This is a genomic window from Parachryseolinea silvisoli (assembly GCF_021190955.1).
Lineage (GTDB): Bacteria > Bacteroidota > Bacteroidia > Cytophagales > Cyclobacteriaceae > Ohtaekwangia > Ohtaekwangia silvisoli.
The window spans coordinates 373,986-395,547 of sequence record NZ_JAIOAO010000003.1; the positions used below are offsets into that span (position 1 = coordinate 373,986).

Below are 21,562 nucleotides of genomic sequence, written 5' to 3' on the forward strand. Positions count from 1 at the left end.
ATGATACCGAAAATGATCAGGAATAGTTTTCTTCTGCTGGTTTGTGTACTCGGAATGGTGAGTACCTCCCGGGCGCAGAATTATGAATGGATGATGGAGATTCGCGTCCTGTATTCACACTCCGGGTGTCCTTCCGAAAAGATCGATATCATTAATGCCGTGTTTAACGGAACCAATTGGGGGCTGAATAGCGATGTCACAGGACCGATTGGCAACGAACATATAGCCTATGCCCGTGGAACAAATTGGGAAGGTATAGCTGACAAAAAAATCTCGATAGCCGTCAAAGGCACATGCTCGGACGTCTTTATTACCCCCCACGATCTTTCCATCTTCGGAACATATTGTTCCAGCACATCGTTTCAAGGCCCTGGAACCAATCCCCCCGGCAAGGCCACGGTAACGATCCGGTTTTTTCCGCTGTTTCAACCGGTGAAGCTCGCAACATCATCCTGTAACGAGGTGACGTTCACAGCATCATCCTGTTCTTATACAGGAAGCTACGTTTGGGAGTTATCAACCAACGGTTCCACCTATACCCCCATCGCCAGAACCCTCTCAACCGTAACATTCAACGCAACAGAGCTTATCAACCTGGGCTACTCAAATCCGTATGCTCTCTTCTACCTACGGCTGAAGGATGCCACCCTCCCTGACAGAAACATTACCAACAAAATCTTTACCTTCAAGGTATACGCGCCACCGCCCACGGTTTCCATCAGCGGTTTTACCGATGTCGTCTGCAACGGCCAGACGAACGGAACGGTAACCCTGCAAATATCCAATTCGACCGCGGCGGTCAACCGGTTCTTCATCAACTATACCAACCTCGATAACAACGTTACCGGGCTGGTGCCCGATACCGGAACGGGAAATACAATTGTCTCCGGCCTCGGCGTCGGTCGGTGGGCCTTTCAAGTGGTCAACAATAGCGACAAGGATACCTATGGTGTCTGTTCATATACTGTCAATCAACGCATCGACCAGCCCACACCGGTAGCCGTATCGTTCAACGTGCCGCTCCACAACGGCGTGGCCATCAAATGCAACGGAGGTAACGACGGCGAGGCGACGGCCATCGGCAGCGGCGGCGTCGGCGGATATAAAGATTTTCTTTGGAGTACCTCCGCTACGACGGCGACCATCACCGGTCGTACCGCCGGTACCTACACTGTCAGCTTAAAAGACGCGAATAATTGTCCCGCCTCAGGCAGTGTGGAATTGAAAGAACCTGCACCCGTACAAGTTTTGTTGTCACCGTCTACCGGATACAACGGCTACGCCGTAAGCTGCTGGAATAAAAGTGACGGCGGTGTGAACAGTGCAGTCTCCGGCGGCATCACGGGACAACCATATACCTATCTCTGGTCCACCGGTGCCACCACCAGCACGATCAGCGGAAGAGGAACCGGCACCTACAGCGTGACCGTGAAAGACGTAAACGGCTGTGCCGACTTAGAAACCATCACCCTCGGCGCACCGCTGCCGATCGACTTTACCATCGACCAGACTGGTACGCTGGCATGTCCCGGCGATGAAACGATCTCCCTGGAAGGTATCTCCGTCATCAACACCATCGGCACGGTGTCCTATGCCTGGTCGTCGGGAGAAACAGTCGCGTCGATTACCGGCAAAGGCGCAGGCGCCTATACCCTTACCGTTTCCGATCAGCAAGGATGTAGTACCGCCAAATCGGTCGCGCTCGATAATCCGCGCGCACATTCGGTCGGCCTGGTCCCCCTGTCGAACTATAATGGAAGCCGGATCAGTTGCAACGGCCGAGACGACGGCGAGCTCCGTGCTATCGTAAAAGACCCCGACGGCGTGGAAGTATCCGCACAAAACTATCTATGGACGGCGAACGGTGTCAAAATTGGCGAAGGCTCCACCCTCACATCGTTTAACGGCCTACGCGAAGCGGCATATAAAGTCGTTATTACCTATGGTGCCGCATGCGAAACAGAAGGCACGTATACATTGTCCGATCCGGACCCGGTCATTGTCAATGCAGTGCCCACCACGGATTACAACGGCCAGCCTATTAAATGCTTCAACGGTACCGATGCCAACATCCGGGCCACGGCAGGTGGCGGCACACCGGGGGTATACAGCTATCGCTGGAATACCGGCGCTACAACGGCATTGCTCACCGGCATAGGAGCCGGCACCTATGTCGTCACCGTCAAAGATGTGAACCAATGTGAGGGCAATGCCACGGTAACGCTGGAGAATCCCGCCCCCGTAGAAGCGTCGATCCTGAGCGTTTCAGATTATTCAGGATATGGCGTGTCCTGTTACGGATCAAGTGACGGCATCATCACCTCAGAAGCTTCCGGAGGCTCCGGTGGCTATACCTACAACTGGTCAGATGGAAAAACAACACCGTTAGTTACAGGGATGGCCGCCGGATCGTACACGCTCACGGTTTCCGATAACAACGGTTGTAGCGATGCTACTACGCAATCCATTTCAAGCCCCGCGGTCGTAACCTTGTCCGTGGTGCGTGAAAAGAATATTTCATGTTTTACCGGCAGTGACGGCGAGATCGAGCTACTGGCCGGCGGCGGTGTCGGGAACTATGAGTACTCCCGGAGCAACGGCGCTTCCTGGCAACCGGAGAATGTATTTAGTATGCTGACGGCGGGGGCGTATACAATAACCCTGCGGGATGGAAATGGTTGTACGGAAACAGCACCGTCTACGCTGACCCAACCGACACAGATCAACATCGCCATTGCCGATAAACAGCCGGCTTTTTGTAACGATCCGGCGGGTACCGCCCGGGCGGTGGTCACGGGTGGCGTAGGGGGGTATACCTATCGCTGGGAAGATTCCGACGAAGTGGTGGTCGACACTGACGACGTCCTTTCGGGCGTGAAAGGAGGGGTCTATACGGTGATCGTGCGTGACAACAATGCTTGTGAAAGGAGGAGCGACGATGTTTCAATCACCAGCACGGATGGAGCCCAATCTACGTATGTGGCGACGGCGGCCAGATGTTTTGACTCTTCCGACGGCAGCGCGGAGATCACGATCACGAAGGGCGATGGTCCGTTTGTGATCGAGTGGCCCGACGGGCAAAGTACGCTGCAGGGCGTTAATCTGAAAAAAGCTGAGTACAACGTGGTGATCACGGACCGTAATAATTGCACGGTGGTTCAGACCGTGGATGTACCCGCTCCGGATGCGATCGCCCTGGTGGCACAAAATTCAGTTATACCAACATGTAACGGGTTGTGCGACGGACAAATGACCCTGGCAGCCAGTGGTGGTGTGGGCGGCTATGTATATGAATGGAACGGAAAAACAGGAGCAGCGCAAACACAGCTCTGTGCCCTTACCTATCACGTCACGGTAACAGATGCCAATAACTGTGTCCTACACCAGGATGTGGAGCTTTTGCAACCGGAGCCACTCGACATACGCGTAGCACAATCAACGCTGGCAACATGTAAAGACGGTTGCGATGGTTCTCTGGAAGCCCTGGCCACAGGTGGAAACGGCGGGTATCAATATACATGGGCAGCCGGTGGAAACACGAACATTAAAACAGGCCTTTGCCCAGGTACATATTTGATAGCCGTGCAAGACATGAAAGGCTGCCAGGCAGAAGCCTCCCTTGTGCTAAACAATACGCCGGCCTTGCCACTCGATCTTGGCGGTGGCGTAACGTTGTGCGTCGGCCAGTCACACACCCTGGATGCCGGCGCATCCTGGACGAGTGTCAAATGGGGCAGCAGCACGGGGTTTGAAAGCACCGGGCAGCGTGTCACGATCGCCGATGTTGGAAGCTATTGGGTGGAAGTGCTCAGCGACAAAGGTTGTGTAGGGCAGGATACGTTCCTGCTCGAGACCTCGTACGACCTGCTGCAGGCGTCCTTTATGATCCCGCAGGAAGCCATTGCCGGCGATACCGTGGTGATGATCGACATCTCCTGGCCACTGCCCGAGACAGTGCAGTGGGAGTATCCGGCAGCGATGCGGGAGGTGCTGAACCTGGGCGACGTCCTGTTCGGCCAGTTCGATGAAGCGGGCACCTACGAAGTAGCTATGACGGCGCGCCTCGGTGAATGTGTGGACCAGATCAGTAAAACTATCGTCATCCTGGACGAAGGAGCGGGAGGCGAAGGTGGCAAACTGGGATATGAAAAGTTTGTAAAGGAATTTACGGTATATCCCAATCCGACGGACGGAGCGTTCGACGTGGGGATCGAGCTACTGGAGGAAAGTCATGTGACCTTGAGCATCTGGAACTCCCCGACGGGAATTCTAATCAAACAAGTGCAGCGCGATCATCAGAAGCTGTACCACGTGTCTTTTGACCTGAGACCGCTGAACGCCGGTACGTATATCCTGAGACTGGATCATGCAAAAGGAAAAGAGTATATCCGGTTTGTTGTTTATTGAGCTTATTCTGCAAAACGCACAGATTTACGAAAGCCGCATCCTGATAGATGCGGCTTTTTTGTGAATTTAGTAAGATGCAGATGCAACATAACGTAGCGTATTTGCATCTAACCCGATAAGCGCCCGGCCGCAGGCGGACAAGATTTACGATATTCGAACACTCGTCGGCCCGGTGCACCGCTTGCCCGTGGCCAGAAGGCGCAAAACGGGCCGTCGCAAACCTGGCATAGGGAATGTTAAGCATGGACGTATGTATATAACTATCATGAGAAATAGCCGTCATTTTTTCTTCCTGTTGCTGATTGCACTCGGAAGTATTGCCCCAACCGTGCGGGCACAGGACACTGTTCTTAACCTTTCCTTTCAAAGCCGGCTCGACTCGATCCGATCCACCATCCTGAACCAAAAGCGATTGATCCAGGTATTTACGCCCTCGGGGTATAAACCCGGAAGCAAGGATATCTACGATGTGATGTATGTACTGGATGGGGGCAACTGGAACACGGGGCTCATCACGCGGGTGCAAAACTTCGTGCAAGGTGAGGGCTATGTGCCCCAGACGATCATCGTCAGTGTATTGGGAATCGACCGGAATAAAGACCTGACGCCGACGCACATGGAAAGCTGGAAAACGTCCGGTGGTGGCGATAACTTCCTGCGGTTTATCAAAGAGGAGCTGATCCCATATGTAAACAAAACGTATCCATCCAACGGCGACAATACACTCTGGGGACATTCGCTCGGCGGCCTGTTTGTAACCTACGCCATGTTGAAAGAGCCCGCGACGTTCAAGTCCTACATCGCGGTCGATCCCAGCATGTGGTGGGATAAGTGTTATGTAGCCAAAATGGCGGCGAGCCGCTTGAGTGCGCTGGCCGGGTTGAATACGACACTCTATGTCAGTGGGCGTGACGAGGCTGGAATGAAGGAGATGAAAGTTGATACCCTGGAGGCCGTGTTAAAAAGCCATGCGCCGGCAGACCTGCACTGGAAAGTGGTGTCATACCCCGGCGAGTCGCACAGCTCCGTGCGATTGAAGACCACCTACGATGGCCTGCGATTTAACTATACCGGGCTCGTCAGCAACATCGAGTTTCATCCCATGAACGGACTGGTGCTAAAAGACAAGCCCATTAAGCTTTGGTACTTCGACGATACCACGAGCGTTCGCTACACCCTGAATGGCACGACGCCAACCCTTACCTCTGCCAAAATACAACCCGAGCTTACCCTGACCGGCGGCGGCAAGGTTACCTATACACGCTTTACACGACGGAGCCGGTATGATAAAAGCACGACAGGTAATTTTACGGTGACCACACCGCTTCGGCCGGCGGCGAAGCAAAAGAATTTGATACCGGGCGGCTTTCGTTATAGCTACTATGAAGGCGACTGGGATACCTGGCCTGATCTTAAAGGTGTAAAGCCAACCAGGACCGGCGTTACTGATCACAATTTTAATCCCGACGAGCTGCCGCGGAAAAAGGACTATGCCCTCGTGGTCGAAGGATTTCTGGAAGCCACCGAAGAAGGGTATCATATTTTTGTGATGGAAGCCGACAAGGGGACAAAGCTCTACCTGGGCAACCGATTATTGATGCAATGGGACGGCGGCTACACGCGGCGAGCAGACAGTTATATCATTCCACTGTCAAAAGGATTTTACCCCATACGCATCGAATACCTCCATAAGAAAGAGGATTTTAAGCTACGATTGGCGTACCTCACGCCCAGCAGAATCGATACAAAAGATCCTCAGCCCATCCCGGATGCAGCACAGTACCGTCAGGCACCATAGGCAAATACTCGCTGTCGCATGTTGAGCCGCCACAATTGTGGCGGCGAGCTGTAACCTGACGGGCAAAGACGCTGTCAAAGGCATGGCAGTTAAAACACGTGCGATATGTTCAGGAGCTACGTCACCATCGGATGGAGAAACATCTTGAAATACAAGACTTTCTCGTTTATTAATGTATTCGGCCTTGCCATCGCCATGTCAGTGTGCATGCTCATCATGCTGATGCTGGTGGATCATAAGCGTTATGATCAATTTCACGAAAAGAAAGAGCGCATATACCGGATCCTGTCAGATCGCCCCGGCAGCAAGGCGCCGTCAGCCACCACGCCCTCGCCACTGGCAAATGCGCTGAAGACCGACTACCCCGTTGTGGAAGAAGCGACGCAGCTTAGAAGAGGAGTCGGGGGTGATCTTCTGTACAATGGCACGACGGTAGAGGCACGCGGCTATTTTGCCGATGCATCTTTTTTCAACGTCTTCAGGTATGATGTAACCGGTGGAAATGTACAGCAGATGCTGGCAACGCCCAATACCATGGTGATATCCGCCGGGCTGGCGCAGCAACTATTCAACGGCGCAGAGCCGGTTGGAAAAGTCGTTGACCTGAACAATCGTGGACTTTCGATACTGGGGGATGGAGAACCGGGCATCGCCGTGCCGTGGGGCAGTTATACCATCACCGGTGTCGTAAAAGACAACGGGCATCGCTCGCACCTGAAATTCGACGTATTACTTTCTGCCGCTTCGCTGCCGGCTTTATATGCTGCTGCGAAAATAGGTGATAACAGTAACGATTGGTTCAATGATTTTTCAGTCTATACATATGCCCTGACGGCAGACGGTAAAACTGAAGCTGAGCTTACGGCAGCGCTGCAGGACATTGTCATGCGCCGGTATGCCGGGCGGGAAGACATGAAAGGATTCGCGCTGACGCAGCAAAAGCTCATGGCCATCACACCGGGTATACTCGTGAGCAATGCGCCGGGGTATACGCTGCCGCTGGTGGTCTATTATTTTCTATCCCTGCTGGCCCTCATTATCATGGTGTCGGCGTGCCTGAATTATACAAACCTCGCTACCGCCCGCGCATTGACCCGTATGAAAGAGATCGGTGTTCGCAAAGTGACGGGCGCCCATCGGAAAAATCTTATTCTCCAGTTCCTCAGCGAGTCTATGCTCACGTCGTTGATAGCACTGGGCATGGCCCTGATCATTTTGGTCATTCTTAAACCTGCCTTCCAGGGACTGTGGGTCAATCGTTACCTGGATTTCAGCTTACAGGCAAATGGGAGTGTTTACCTGATGTTTACCGGCTTCTCCCTGGTCATCGGGTTAATCGCCGGTCTTTATCCGGCATTACACTTGTCGAAATACCAACCTGCGCGGGCGTTAAAGAGTTTGGATACACTCCGGCCGGGTAAACTGGGAATGCGCAAGGTGTTGAGTGTTTCGCAGTTTGTTGTGTCGCTTTTTTTTATTACAACCGTGGTGCTCATTTATAACCAGTTCCGGCACTATCTTGATTTTGAATATGGATTCAATGCGAAGAACGTTGTCAACATATCCCTGCAAGGCAATGACCATCAGCGGGTGATCCACGAATTCCTGACGGTATCGGGTGTTGCTTCCGTCTCGGCTTCTGATATCATTCCTGCTACCAACGTACAAAACGGTATAAGCTTGCGTGTGGCGGGCAGTGACCTGGAATATATCAAGTTCGGCGTGTTGCTCACGGATGATAATTTCCTCGGCAATCTGGGGCTTAGCCTGATCGCGGGTGAAAACATGAAGGTATCCGGCGATTCCACCAGCCGGTTCGTGCTGATGAATGAAGCGGCGGTATTTGCTTTAGGCTACGCCCATGCGTCTGACATCGTAGGGGAGGTGCTTCAGTCCAAGGGTGGGACCGAAGAATTGACAGTCGTAGGAGTAACAAAAGATTTTCAGCATACCGCGTTAGTAAACGAAGATGGCGTTACTCCTGTCGTATTGCGTTATCAACCCGAAAGCTTTGGATATGTGAGTGTAAGAATGGCCTCCGACAATATATCCAGTACGCTCGCGCAGCTGGAGGCCCGGTGGAAAAAGATCGACCCGGTAAATGCCTTCCGCTATAATTTCTACAAAGACCAGCTTGACGCCATGTATCGCGGCTTTTTCGATGTAGTATCAATTCTCGGCTTCATCGCTTTCCTCGCCGTCGTGATTGCATGCCTGGGTTTGCTCGGCATGGCGATGTATACAACCGAAAGGAGGAGGAAGGAAGTAGGCATTCGCAAAATTCTCGGCGCCGGCGCCCCGAGCATCGTCATATTACTTTCCAAATCCTTTCTCAAAGTATTAGCAGTCGCCATCTGCATCGGCGGACCACTGAGTTTTTTTGTTAACAACCTTTGGCTGGAATCGTTGCCTAACCGCGTAACCTTTGGTTTCGGCACCGTCCTCGTTGGCGTCGTAACATTGCTCGTCCTGGGCCTGGTTACAATAGGCACACAAACATTAAAAGCCTCGCGAAGTAACCCGGTACAGACACTGAAAATGGATTGATGATACAGACCAGGTGTAATTACTGTCGGAGCGCTTCGCGTATTTTCGGCGCGATGCGGGTTCCATAAATCTCAATGGCTTTCAGGAGGGATGCGTGCGACGGGCCGCCCACATCCAGGTGTGCCGAGAAGCGTGTGATGCCGAACAGCTCGTGCATGTGCAGGATCTTGTCGATGGCTTCATTCGCATCTCCAAAGAGATAAGCACCTTCGTTACCCCGCCCATAGTCGAACTGGTCGCGTTGGAACGGTGGCCATCCGCGTGTGCGGCCCACCCGGTTCATTTGTGCGGAGTATACCGGGTAGTACTCGTCGGCTATTTGGATGCTGTTCTCGCCAAAGAAGCTATGCATATGTACACCTACCCGGAACTTGCTCATGTCATGGCCGAAGCTCTCATACAGCTCTTTGTAGTATTGAAACAGCGGCTGGAACTGTGCCGGGTTGCCACCGATAATAGCAAAGACCACCGGTAGTCCCAGTTTGCCGGCGCGGGCCACCGATTGGGGCGTGCCGCCCAGGGCAAGCCAGATATCCAGGTGGTCGTTGAGCGGCCGGGGCAACACCTCTTGCTCTTGCAGGGGCGCACGGTATTTTCCCTTCCAGGTGATGGGTTGCTGCCGGTCGATTTGCAACAGCAGCTCGAGCTTCTCATCGAATAGGGCGTCGTAGTCGTTCAGGTTAAAACCATACAGCGGAAACGATTCGATGAAACTACCGCGACCGGCCATAAGCTCGGCCCGGCCGTTGCTAAGCTGGTCGATGGTTGCAAAGCTTTGGTATATTCGTACGGGGTCCGACGAGCTCAGCACCGTGACGGCGCTGCCAAGTTTGATCTTTTTCGTCACCGTAGCCGCAGCGGCCAGGATGATCTCCGGCACTGATACGGCATAGTCGGGACGGTGATGCTCACCGATACCGAAAAAATCGATGCCTACCTCGTCCATCAGCTTGATCTCTTCGATCAGCTCCCGCAACCGCTCGCCCGCCGCCAGGGGTTTCCCGCTTGCGTCGTAGTGGTTGTCTCCAAACATACCAATGCCTAGCTCCATATTCTGTTGTCGTTACGTTGCAATATTACAACGTAACGGTCACTCGCAGAAATGTCGCTGGAATATGTACGGTGCCGGAAGCACCGTTTTTGTTTTGGTTGTTAAAGAGGGTTTCCAGCTCGTGCTGTAGCTCGACCGCCTTGTTATTTTTTTCAGCAGCCTCAAAAGCATTCATGGTGGGGCCGTAGTAATTTCGAAACAGATCCAGAAATTGAGCAGGAGGGAAGGGCGCGATAAACGTATACGTGTCGCGTGTGAATGTTATTTTTTCTTTGGGCACACCGGCACTGCCGAAGCGCTCGATCACCTGGTCTTCGACTCCCCACAGCATGGGACTTACAAATCCATCGGGTGGCGGCGGCGTATACGCGGAGCTGGTCTTTAGTATTTGGGCGACGAGCGTAGGGTCTCCCGGAATCCAGTTGCCCATCACGATCCTGCCACCGGGACGTGTAACCCGTACCATTTCTTTGGCTACGTCGTGCGGTCTGGGCGCGAACATCGCGCCGAAGATGCTTACGGTGAGATCGAAGGAATGATCTTGTAAGTTTTCCAGGTTAGATGCGTCGCCCTCCTGAAAGGAGCAATTGGTGAGGCCTGCTGCTTTGGCCCGGAGGTTAGCGGCCTGTACCAGGTTACTGGCAATATCAACGCCCAGCACGGTGGCGCCCAATTTTGCGGCGGGAATGGCGGTAGTGCCGTCCCCGCATCCCAGGTCAAGCACACGAAGGGCCGGTGTAATACCTAGCTTGCCGACGAGCTCGGCGCCACTTTCGCGCATACTTGCGGCGATACGGGTAAAGTCTCCTTTTTCCCAGAGTTGTTTATTTGGATTCATGGTGGGGATGATGGGGTTTTGTTTTTTTAAAGTGAATAGATTTTAGAGACAATCAAAAGGGTTTTTTCCCCTATATCGACAATTCGGGGCGGTAAGGGTTGGCGCAAGTCATGGATAAATGCCTGCAGTAATCTGAAGGCAACAACCCAGATCCATTCGTTTAGCCTTATTTTTCAGGTATAGTATACGTTGTATTCGATTAACGATACATCCGTTACAAATACCATAAATTTCCCAATTCGTCATGAGTATATCTCCAGTTGTAAACAATCTACCCACACGTTTCATCCGACTATCCACAATTTTGTGTGCATAAGTTTTTTAATGCCCCGTCTATGTCCAATCATTAGGAAGGATATCCTACTGATAACATAATTTTTAACCATTTATACGCCACTCATAATCATGATCTATATATGTCTGGGTCATTTGATGATCTTGGTCAAATTCTGAAAAGTATATATCTTCAATTGATAGTCTTTTGGTTGACACTTCTTATATTGTACGCGGAAACAGTTGTGCCTCTCACGACCGTTTTGTAAATCAGTCGTTTTGCTAACCAATATTTACCTATGGCATTCTTAGAAGAACTTAAAATTACCGGCAGTCTTGGCAACCTCAGTTTTTACAAAATGCGCGGTGTAGACAAGATCGTCGTGCGGAAGAAGGGCGGTGCACCCAAGGAATATGTCAAAAAATCGCCCACCTTTAAAGTGCCGCGACTCAATATGCGTGAGTTCGGTGGTTGCTCGAAGATGGGCAAGGAAGTGCGGCTTATGATGCACCCCGTGCGAACGCTGTCCGACTATAATTTTAGTGGCTTTATTAATAAGGCGCTAAAGATCGTGCAAAAGCAGGATGGCACCGGTGAGCTGGGACAACGTTCTATTATGTTATCGAAGTATCCAGGCTTGCTCGCCGGGTTTCAGCTGAATAAAGCCACCACATTTGACTCGGTTCTTCGTACACCGCTCACGTATACGTTGGATCGAAAGACACTTTCAGCTCGTGTAAATATACCCGCCCTGCTGCGTGACATTAATTTTCATCCTAATAATAGACATGCCCGGTTCTGCATCGACGTCAGCCTGGGGATTGTGCCGGACTTTACGTTCGATCCCCTGGAGGGCGCATATAAGCCATCTGCCTGGTATACAACTATGTTTGCGCCGCAAAGTGTATCCTCACCATGGTATCCAGCCTTGAAGGGATCGCCGGCTACTTCTCTGGAGCTAACACTCACCGACCAGGTACCCGCGGATGAATCGTATAGCTTGATGCTGACGGTCGGAGTGCGGTATGGCTCGCCAATGGAAGATGATGTGGTGAAAGATGTGAAACGCGCGGGCGTTGCCAAGGTAATTGCGGTAGCCGGGCGTCCGGAGGACGAAGAACCTGGGGACAAAAAGCCGGTTGCCGTGCGAGCGGCAGAAGTGATTAAGCACAAAGAACAAAAACCATCGACAGCATCGGTACAATCCGCTGCAGCCTGCACGTATGGCTGGCGGTCTGCGGCGTCTACCCATTTCATTGAAACACGTCCGCGATCTGAGGATCGGTTGGAACTCGAAATAGCAACGCAAACAGAAGCAGACACCTCTACTGGAGCGTTGGAAAAGTCAGCAATAACTGAAGTGTCGCTGGCGTCTGAGAACGAAGTGATGGCGAAGCCATCGGGATTAGCCGGGCAGACTTTTTTACCTCGTCGTGATTCGATAGGGTTGCCGCAACTCTATTACTATAGGGAATAGTCGTGTGTTGCGGGTTGATATAAATTTAGGAAACGGTATTGAATTTTAGGGAAAAGGTGGGCCGTTCACAAGTATATATCTTCGGCGGGTTTTTGTGTTAGAAAACGTTTGCATTTCTCATTAAAAATGTTGTACATTCATTTTAATTCGAAAACAAAACCCCTTCGGCGTATGGGAACAGTACGAAATATTCTTTGTGCAAAAGGACATGAAGTCTTTTCTGTGGAACCTGCCGTTACTGTGTATGATGCGATTGAATTGATGTCGCAAAAGAACATTGGCGGGTTGATCATTACCGATCATCGTAGCGAAAGATTGCTGGGCATTTTTACCGAACGTGATTATGCCCGGAGACTGATACTGAAAGGCAAGTCTTCTAAAGATACCGAGATAGGAGAGATTATGACTGAAAATCCTATCACCGTCTGTCCCGACGACAGTATAGAAGATTGCATGAAGCTGATGACCAGCCGCCGCATCCGACACCTGCCGGTGATGGAAGGCGGACGACTGACAGGAATGATCTCGATAGGTGACGTTGTACGTTTTATTATGGACGAGCAGCGCGGCATCATCGAAGATCTGGAACAGTACATTACAGGTCATCACCAGTAACACGTCGCGGTTACAGGCATTTTACAGCAGGTAAATGTCTGGTTTGTAGTTGTGAACTGAATTTTGATGTCGTGGTACGCTAACCATCCAACCCTTGGATACAGCAGAACATGGTGCTCCGCTCTGGCCGCTATTTCTATATGGCCTGATTGTGCTAAGCCTCGTTGGCGCGATGCTGGGCTTGTCGTACGTACTGGGCCAGCGTCATAAAGAACGCGCCACCGACGACCCCTATGAAGGTGGCATTCTGAGCGCTGGTTCAGCGCGCATACGCTTCTCCTCTCAATTCTACCTGGTAGCCATGCTCTTCGTCATCTTTGACGTGGAGACCATCTTTATTTTCTCCTGGGCTATTGCTTTTCGCGAGCTGGGATGGTATGGCTATGCCGGCGTCATGGTGTTCCTGATCCTGCTGTTGGTGGTGCTGATTTATGAATGGCGTGCGGGTGCCCTCGACTTCGGCCCCGACGGAAAAAAAATACTGAAGGCTTACAAACGACTAACCGGACAGAAAGTATGAACTGGTGGCTTACACAACCTAACGGATCGACAGACGCTCTTAAAGGCAATAGTTCCATGGAAGAGGCTGTACGCCAGAGTGTGATGCTCACCTCTGTACAAAGCCTGGTGGCCTGGGGCCGGCGCAATTCGATGTGGCCTTTTCACTTTGGCTTATCGTGCTGCTTTGTAGAGATGGCAACGAGCATGACGCCGAAATATGATGTGGCGCGTTTTGGCGCCGAGGTAATCCGCGGTACGCCACGGGAAGCCGATGTCATGATCATCGCCGGTACCGTGTTCATCAAAATGGCGCCGGTCATCAAACGCCTGTACGAACAAATGATGGAGCCGCGGTGGGTAATCTCCATGGGCTCGTGCGCAAATTCTGGCGGTATGTATGATATATATAGTGTCGTGCAGGGCGTTGATAAGTTTATGCCGGTAGATGTGTATGTGCCCGGGTGTCCGCCACGGCCTGATGCCTTTATGGAAGGGCTCATGCTCCTCGCCGCGAGTGTAGGGCAGGAGAAACGCCCGCTTAGTTGGGTGATCGGAGAGCAAGGTGTGATCCGGCCCGAGAAGATCTCGATGAAAGAACAAAAACAGGAGCAACGCAAGCAAATGGTAAGCTTCCGTTCGCCCAATGAAATATGATCCGGAGTGCTGCTCTGGAGTCATGCAAACTGTCCGGTGGACGAGACCGGTGATTAAAGCGATCTGTAACTAAAACAAGTCACGATGACCGACTGATTTTGAAACTACATCTGCCCCGGGGCACCAGTTGTGCGCCGCAGTGTAATGAAAACAACACCCCAAACAACGGAGCTTTTAAAGCTAAAATTCGGTGAGTCTACCATCACCGAGCAGCCCACCCGCGATGGCATGACCACCGTGTGGCTGCCGTTGGACAGATTGCGGGAGGTGTTAGCATACCTCAAGGCCGGTATCGAGCATCCCTATCCGCTTTTGTTCGACATCACTGCCATCGACGAGCGGACCCGACAGCGAAATCCGCTTCAGAATCACCAGCCCACCAGCGACTTCACCCTTGTATATCATCTTCTCTCTTTCGATCGAAATGCATTTCTCCGACTGAAAGTCGCCCTGAACGGAGAATTCCCCACAGTACCCAGCATCACAAAATTATGGTCGAATGCCAACTGGTACGAACGCGAAGTGTTCGACATGTTTGGGATCCGCTTCGACGGCCATCCTTTTTTGCGGCGCCTGCTTATGCCGGAGACGTGGCAGGGCAATCCGCTGCGGAAAGAACATCCGGCGCGGGCGACTGAGATGGGGCCGTTCCGGCTTTTCGACGAGAAGCAGGACCGCGAGCAAGCCGCCTTGCAATTCAAGCCCGAGGAGTGGGGCCTGCTCACGCAACACGATGATGCGGACTTTATGTTCCTGAATATCGGTCCGCAGCACCCGGGAACCCATGGCGTGCTCCGGATCATTCTACAGCTCGACGGAGAAGATATCGTGGATGCCGTGCCCGATATCGGGTTTCACCACCGCGGCGCAGAGAAGATGGCCGAGCGGCAGTCGTGGCATACCTATATCCCCTATACCGACCGCATCGATTACCTCGGTGGCGTAAATAACAACCTGGCGTACCTGCTGTCGGTGGAAAAGCTGGCGGGCATTGAAGTGCCCGAGCGTGCCCAGGTAATCCGCGTCATGATGTGCGAGCTCTTCCGCATCGCCAGTCACCTGGTGTGGTATGGAACCTTTGCGCAGGACCTCGGACAGCTCTCACCCGTCTTTTATATGTTCAGTGATCGCGAGAAAATCTTCGATATCGTAGAAGCCGTTTGTGGCGGCCGCATGCATCCCAATTGGTTTCGCATCGGCGGCGTGGCCCAGGATCTTCCCAACGGATGGGAGACGCTGGTCAGGAGCTTCGTTGACTACTTTCCAAAGCGGCTGCGGGAATATGATGCGATGGTCATGCGCAACAGCATCTTCAAAGCCAGAACGGTCGGCATCGGCATTTTTACAAAAGAAGAAGCGATCGAATGGGGCGTTACCGGTCCGGGCCTCCGGGCGTGCGGTATGGATTGGGACTTCCGCAAAAAGCAGCCCTATTCCGGGTATGAAAAATTTGATTTTGATATACCGGTAGCGCACAATGGCGATTGTTACGACCGTGCCGTGGTGCGCGTGGAAGAGATGCGTCAAAGCTTGCGCATCATCGAACAGTGTCTGAAGCATATGCCGGAAGGAAGCTATAAAGCCGACCATCCGCTCGCCACGCCGCCGGTGAAACAGCGCACGATGAAAGACATCGAAACGCTGATCACGCACTTTCTGGGTGTGAGCTGGGGGCCGGTGATCCCGGCGGGCGAAGCCATGAGCTGCATTGAAGCAACCAAAGGCGCGAACAGTTACTATGCGATCAGCGATGGCAACACATCGCCGTACCGGCTGCGCGTGCGAACTCCCTCGTTCCCGCACATGCAAATGGTACCCTATATCAGTAAAGGATATACGGTGGCCGATCTGTTGAGCATCCTGGGCGCCATGGACTATGTATTGGCCGACATAGACCGTTAGTACGAAAGATGAATACGATAACGACAATAATATGTTAACCGGGGAAGAGATCATCGAAATTGAAAAAGCGATACACGTCGTGCCGCACCGTCAGGCGGCCTGTATCGAAGCGCTCAAGATCGTGCAGACCAAACGGCGGTGGATCTCCGACGATTCGCTGAAAGACATTGCTACTTTCCTGGAGATGTCGCCCGCCGAGCTCGACTCGGTTGCGACCTTCTACAACCTCATTTTCCGGAAACCGGTCGGACGACACGTGATCCTCGTGTGCGATAGCATTACCTGCTGGGTGATGGGCTATGAAAAACTCCACGAATATCTACAGGCAAAATTAGGCATCCGCCACGGTGAGACTACACAAGACGACCGCTTTACCATGCTGCCCAATCCTTGCCTGGGTACCTGTGACTGTGCCCCGGCGCTCATGATCGATCACGATCTATACCGCAACGTGACCCCTGAACAACTGGACGAAATACTGGAACGTTATGCTTGAAAAACCGCTTACCTCCCACATCCGCGCGGACGGCGTACCGCTCACGCTTCGTGAATACGAATTGCAGGGCGGATACCAGTCTGTGCGAAAAGCGTTGCTGAACATGACACCGCAAGCCGTACAAGCCGAAGTCAAAACATCGAATCTACGAGGGCGGGGAGGAGCTGGTTTTAATACCGGACTGAAGTGGAGCTTTGTGCCGCTGGACGCTCCCAAACCAAAATACCTGATCGCCAATGCGGATGAAATGGAACCCGGCACATTCAAGGACAGGCTGTTGCTCGAGAGCGCGCCGCATCAGCTGATCGAAGGCATGATCGTATCGGCCTATGCATTGCAGGCCGACACGGGCTTTGTATTTCTACGGTGGGCCTATCACACCGCGGCGAAGGCGATTAACATAGCCATAGCACAGGCTTATCAGGCCGGCTACCTCGGGCAAAATATACTTGGCACGGGCTTCAACCTGGAGATGCACCTGCATACGGGCGCGGGCCGGTATATGTGTGGTGAGGAGACGGCTTTGCTCAATTCGCTGGAAGGAAAGCGGGCTACACCCCGGGCCAAGCCGCCGTTTCCGCAGGTTAGCGGGTTGTTTGGCCGGCCTACGATCGTTAACAACGTGGAGACATTATGCTGCATTCCACACATCATCACGCACGGTGCGGAGTGGTTTCAGAAATTAAGCCTGACGGCCGACGCGGGTACCAAGATCTATGGCGTCAGTGGAAAGGTGCGAAAGCCGGGATTGTGGGAGCTGCCCATGGGCACCACGTTGCGCGAGCTGATCGAAGAGCACGCCGGCGGCATGCAGGATGGCTTGTCCTTCCGGGGTGCACTGCCGGGCGGCGCATCGACTGATTTCCTGGTGCGCGACCACCTGGATGTGCGGATGGATTATCCTTCGGTGGCGGCTGCCGGCAGCCGCCTGGGCACGGGTACGGTGATCGTGCTCGATGACAAAACGTCGGTGGTTGGCTTTGTCAGGAACCTCATTCATTTCTTCGCGCAGGAGTCGTGTGGTTTCTGCACACCGTGTCGCGAAGGACTGCCCTGGATCGAAAAGATTTTGCAGGCCATGCAAAGCGGCGATGGGCGGAAAGAAGATATACCCATGCTCGAGCTGCATACCCGCTTGCTCGGTCCGGGTAATACGTTCTGTGCGCTGGCACCCGGCGCGATGGAGCCCCTGCAAAGTGCACTCAAATATTTTCGGGAAGATTTCGAAGCTTATATCCGGGAGCACGCCTCCCTGGAACATATAACAGTATAACCGTGGGAACAAACGAGAAAGAACGATGGCAACTATAATAATCGATGGCAAAACATATGAAATTCCCACGGGTAAGAACCTGCTGGAGACTTGTCTGACGCTCGGGTTTGATCTTCCTTACTTCTGCTGGCATCCGGCCCTTGGTTCGGTCGGTGCCTGCCGCCAGTGTGCGGTGAAGGTTTATAAGGATGAGAACGACACGCGCGGGCGGCTGGCCATGTCGTGTATGGAGGCGGTTGCGCCCAACCAGCGGATCAGTGTGAGCGATCCGGAAGCCCGGGCTTTTCGCGAGCAGGTCATCGAATGGCTGATGACCAATCACCCGCACGACTGCGCCGTATGCGATGAAGGCGGCTCCTGTCACCTGCAGGATATGACGGTTATGACCGGGCACGACTACCGCCGGTTCCGGTTCAAAAAACGTACACACCAGAACCAGTACCTGGGGCCGTTCATCAACCACGAGATGAACCGGTGTATTCAGTGCTACCGTTGCGTGCGGTTCTACAAGGACTATGCCGGAGGCCATGACCTCGACGTGTACGCCTCGAAGAGCAATGTGTATTTCGGCCGGGAGGAAGATGGTATACTCGAGAGCGAATTCAGCGGAAACCTTGCCGAAGTATGCCCGACCGGTGTGTTTACTGATAAGACATTAAAAGAACATTATACGCGCAAGTGGGACCTGACCATGTCGCCCTCGATTTGCCAGCATTGCAGCATAGGCTGCAATACGATTGCGGGTGAACGGTATGGAACCTTGCGCATGATTGCCAACCGCTTTCATGGCAAAGTGAACGGCTATTTTCTGTGCGACCGTGGCCGGTTTGGCTACGAGTTTGTCAACGCCGCCACGCGTATACGCCAGGCGTCGGCGGGAGAAGCGGTTGTTTCGCTGGATCAGCTTTTCCATCACCTGATACCGGCGCTGAAGCAAGCGAAAATGATTGGCATCGGGTCTCCTCGCGCGTCTCTTCAATCAAACTTTGCGCTAAAGGCATTGGTTGGCGGAGATAATTTTTACCACGGTGTTTCGGACAACGAGCACGACCTGGCCGAGCTTGCCATCCGCATTTTGCGCGAAGGCTCTGTGCGTACACCGTCCACCCGGGAAGTGGAGCAAGCCGATGCGGTCCTCATTCTCGGTGAGGATATCACCAATACCGCGCCCATCCTGGCACTTGCCGTGCGCCAGGCTGTCCGGCAACAACCGGGTAACGCAGCCGACGCCGTTAACATTCCAGTCTGGCATGATGCCGCCCGTCGCGAGCTTGCGCAACAGGACAAAGGGCCGCTCTTTGTTACCAGTGTTCATACCACCAAGCTCGACGAGGTTGCGCGGGATGTATACCATGCCGCGCCGGACGATATAGCGCGGTTGGGATTTGCCATTGCGCATCGCCTGGACCCCACGGTACCGGACGCGACCGACTTACCGGAAGCTGTAGCGCTGCTGGCCGACCGGATCGCACAGGCACTGTCCGCCGCCGCGCGACCGGTGATCATCTCGGGCGCCTGCTGCGAGTCGGGATGTGTCATGAAGGCAGCTGCCAACGTTGCCTGGGCGCTTCAAAAGAAGAACCCGGCGACGGGCCTTGTGCTGACCATGCTGGAGTGCAACTCGCTGGGGCTCGCCATGATGGGCGGCCACCGGCTTCATGCCGCCTTCAATGCGGTCATGAACGGCCATGCGGATACGGTGATCGTCATGGAGAACGATTTATACCGGCATGGAAAGGCAGACGAGGTCGATGCGTTCCTGAGCAAATGTCGCCGGGTGATCGTGCTCGACCACCTGCTGCACAAGACAGTATCAAAAGCCAACGTCATCATACCGGCCGGCACTTTTGCCGAGTCGGACGGCACGCTCGTCAACAACGAAGGACGTGCGCAACGGTTTTTCCAGGCCTACGAGCCCACCGACATCATCCGCGAAAGCTGGCGCTGGCTGCTAACCCTCGGCCAGCAGATCGAAAACAACCGCATGGCTACCTGGCGGAATTTTGAAGATGTCACGTTAGCGATGGATCGCGACGAGCCGTTGCTCCACGGTGTGATGGCCGCCTCGCCGCCATCACAGTTCCGCATTGCCGGGCAGCGCATCGCGCGGGAGACACATCGCTATAGTGGACGGACGTCCCAGCAAGCCAATATCAACGTCAGCGAGTCCAAACCGCCGGAAGATCCCGACTCGCCGCTGTCGTATACCATGGAGGGATTTCACGGCCAGCCGCCGTCATCGCTTATACCATACTTTTGGGCACCGGGCTGGAACTCGGTGCAGTCGGTCAATAAATACCAGTCAGAGGTAGGGGGCTCGTTGCGGGACAACGATCCCGGCGTGCGCCTGCTCGAACCGAAGACCGAGGGAACCCATGCGTACTTTGTCGGCGTGCCGGAACGGTTTCGCCCGCTCGAGGATCACCTCTGGGTCGTATCGCTGCACCACATCTTCGGGTCAGAAGAGCTTAGCGCACACGCTCCCTCGATTGCACAGCGCATACCTCAGGCGTACATACTGCTTCATCCGGCGGATGCCGCCGCGCTGGCGGTGGAAACCGGCGGCGTGCTCGCCTTCACGATCGACTCCCGGTCGTATCGCCTGCCCGTAAAGCTCAGCGAGGCTTTGCCTGTCGGTATCGCGGGCATGCCATATGGCATCGAGGGCGTGCCGTATGCCGATCTGCCGGAGTGGGCGATTGTGCAGCGTACCAGTCAACGTCAAAACCTGAATGATCACAGCTATGCAAAACGACACGCTTAATCATATACTCATTACGGTCGGGGTACTGGCGGGGCTGCTGATTGTCGCCCCGGGCCTGATCTGGCTCGAACGACGGCTGCTGGCGCTCTGGCAAGATCGTTACGGCCCCAACCGGGCGGGGCCTTTCGGCCTGATGGTGGTGCTGGCGGACACCCTGAAGCTTTTTTTCAAGGAGGACTGGATACCACCGTTCGCCGACAAGAAGGTGTTTGTGATCGCCCCCGCCATTGTGGTCATCACGGTGCTGCTGAGCTTTGTGGTGATTCCCTTTGCCCCGGGCGTGATCGTGGCTGACCTGAATATAGGGCTGTTGTTCTTTCTCGCCATGTCGTCGATGGGGGCCTATAGTATTATCCTCGGCGGCTGGGCCTCCAATAACAAGTACGCCCTGCTGGGCGCGATGCGGGGCGCTGCACAACTGATCTCGTACGAAGTGTTTATGGGGCTGTCGCTCATGGGCGTGGTCCTCATGTCCGGTTCTTTTAGTCTGCATAAGATCGTCGAAGCGCAGCAGGGCATGTGGTTTGTCGTGCCGCAGTTCCTCGGCTTTGTGATTTTCCTCATTGCCGGCATTGCCGAGACACACCGTCTTCCCTTCGATATTCCGGAGGCGGAGAGTGAGCTGGTCGCCGGATTTCATTCGGAATATTCGGGGATGAAGTTCGGGATGTTCTTCGTGGGGGAATACCTGGGCGTTATGCTGATCTCGTGCATGGTCACCTGCCTGTTCTTCGGTGGTTGGCTGGGGCCGGGGTTTCTACCGCCGGTAGTGTGGTTTATCATCAAAATGTTTGCTTTCATCTTCCTGTTCATCCTGTTGCGTGCTTCGCTGCCCCGGCCGCGATACGATCAATTGATGGAGTTTGGCTGGAAGATCCTGTTACCCCTCACGTTGGTGAACCTGATGGTCACCGCCACGTGGCTCTTGTATCATGAACAAAATAGCGTCGGTCACTAAAACTATA

The 21,562-nt window shown here is 53.6% G+C and carries 14 protein-coding genes; 12 read left to right on the top strand and 2 right to left on the bottom strand.

The features are described from left to right. Nucleotides 1–12 precede the first annotated feature (12 nt). The 3 genes from K7P01_RS18905 (at nt 13) to K7P01_RS18915 (ending at nt 8,752) form a co-directional block, all read left to right on the top strand. A complete protein-coding gene (locus K7P01_RS18905; protein ID WP_267295926.1) occupies nt 13–4,407 on the top strand; it encodes a T9SS type A sorting domain-containing protein in 4,395 nt (1,464 codons plus the stop codon). Between the two features lie 265 nt (nt 4,408–4,672). Next, nucleotides 4,673–6,205 carry an alpha/beta hydrolase-fold protein gene (locus K7P01_RS18910; protein WP_267295928.1) on the top strand — a complete coding sequence of 511 codons (1,533 nt, stop codon included), beginning with the start codon at nt 4,673–4,675 and terminating at the stop codon, nt 6,203–6,205. Nucleotides 6,206–6,310: 105 nt separating this feature from the next. Beyond that, the gene (locus K7P01_RS18915; RefSeq protein WP_267295930.1) at nt 6,311–8,752 is read left to right on the top strand and encodes an ABC transporter permease; all 2,442 of its coding nucleotides are present in this window, start codon (nt 6,311–6,313) and stop codon (nt 8,750–8,752) included. 19 nt (nt 8,753–8,771) lie between these two features. Here the strand turns inward: K7P01_RS18915 and K7P01_RS18920 are convergent, their stop codons facing one another. After that, the gene (locus K7P01_RS18920; RefSeq protein ID WP_267295932.1) at nt 8,772–9,803 is read right to left on the bottom strand and encodes an LLM class flavin-dependent oxidoreductase; all 1,032 of its coding nucleotides are present in this window, start codon (nt 9,801–9,803) and stop codon (nt 8,772–8,774) included. A 25-nt stretch (nt 9,804–9,828) separates the two neighbouring features. After that, nucleotides 9,829–10,641 carry a class I SAM-dependent methyltransferase gene (locus tag K7P01_RS18925; RefSeq protein ID WP_267295934.1) on the bottom strand — a complete coding sequence of 271 codons (813 nt, stop codon included), beginning with the start codon at nt 10,639–10,641 and terminating at the stop codon, nt 9,829–9,831. Between the two features lie 572 nt (nt 10,642–11,213). Between K7P01_RS18925 and K7P01_RS18930 the strand changes: the two genes are divergently transcribed. The 9 genes from K7P01_RS18930 to nuoH all read left to right on the top strand — a co-directional run bounded on the left by K7P01_RS18930 (nt 11,214) and on the right by nuoH (nt 21,555). After that, a complete protein-coding gene (locus K7P01_RS18930) occupies nt 11,214–12,392 on the top strand; it encodes a hypothetical protein (RefSeq protein ID WP_267295937.1) in 1,179 nt (392 codons plus the stop codon). Nucleotides 12,393–12,563: 171 nt separating this feature from the next. Continuing rightward, nucleotides 12,564–13,007, top strand: coding sequence for a CBS domain-containing protein (locus K7P01_RS18935; RefSeq protein WP_267295939.1), 444 nt, complete (start codon nt 12,564–12,566; stop codon nt 13,005–13,007). Nucleotides 13,008–13,101: 94 nt separating this feature from the next. Further along, a complete protein-coding gene (locus K7P01_RS18940; RefSeq protein WP_267295941.1) occupies nt 13,102–13,527 on the top strand; it encodes an NADH-quinone oxidoreductase subunit A in 426 nt (141 codons plus the stop codon). Continuing rightward, nucleotides 13,524–14,162, top strand: a complete 639-nt coding sequence (locus K7P01_RS18945) for an NADH-quinone oxidoreductase subunit B (RefSeq protein ID WP_267295944.1) — start codon at nt 13,524–13,526, stop codon at nt 14,160–14,162. The genes K7P01_RS18940 and K7P01_RS18945 overlap by 4 nt, the downstream gene beginning before the upstream one ends. A gap of 144 nt (nt 14,163–14,306) precedes the next feature. Continuing rightward, the gene (gene nuoC, locus K7P01_RS18950; RefSeq protein ID WP_267295946.1) at nt 14,307–16,064 is read left to right on the top strand and encodes an NADH-quinone oxidoreductase subunit C/D; all 1,758 of its coding nucleotides are present in this window, start codon (nt 14,307–14,309) and stop codon (nt 16,062–16,064) included. A gap of 31 nt (nt 16,065–16,095) precedes the next feature. Beyond that, on the top strand, nt 16,096–16,560 hold the full coding sequence (gene nuoE, locus K7P01_RS18955; RefSeq protein ID WP_267295948.1) for an NADH-quinone oxidoreductase subunit NuoE: 465 nt from the start codon (nt 16,096–16,098) through the stop codon (nt 16,558–16,560). Next, nucleotides 16,553–17,833, top strand: a complete 1,281-nt coding sequence (nuoF, locus tag K7P01_RS18960) for an NADH-quinone oxidoreductase subunit NuoF (RefSeq protein WP_267295950.1) — start codon at nt 16,553–16,555, stop codon at nt 17,831–17,833. The genes nuoE and nuoF overlap by 8 nt, the downstream gene beginning before the upstream one ends. Nucleotides 17,834–17,858: 25 nt before the next feature. Beyond that, nucleotides 17,859–20,597 carry an NADH-quinone oxidoreductase subunit NuoG gene (gene nuoG / locus K7P01_RS18965; RefSeq protein WP_267295952.1) on the top strand — a complete coding sequence of 913 codons (2,739 nt, stop codon included), beginning with the start codon at nt 17,859–17,861 and terminating at the stop codon, nt 20,595–20,597. Further along, nucleotides 20,566–21,555: an NADH-quinone oxidoreductase subunit NuoH gene (nuoH, locus tag K7P01_RS18970; protein ID WP_267295954.1), complete on the top strand. Its 990-nt coding sequence runs from the start codon at nt 20,566–20,568 to the stop codon at nt 21,553–21,555. Before nuoG ends, nuoH begins: the two co-directional genes overlap by 32 nt. Nucleotides 21,556–21,562 lie beyond the last annotated feature (7 nt).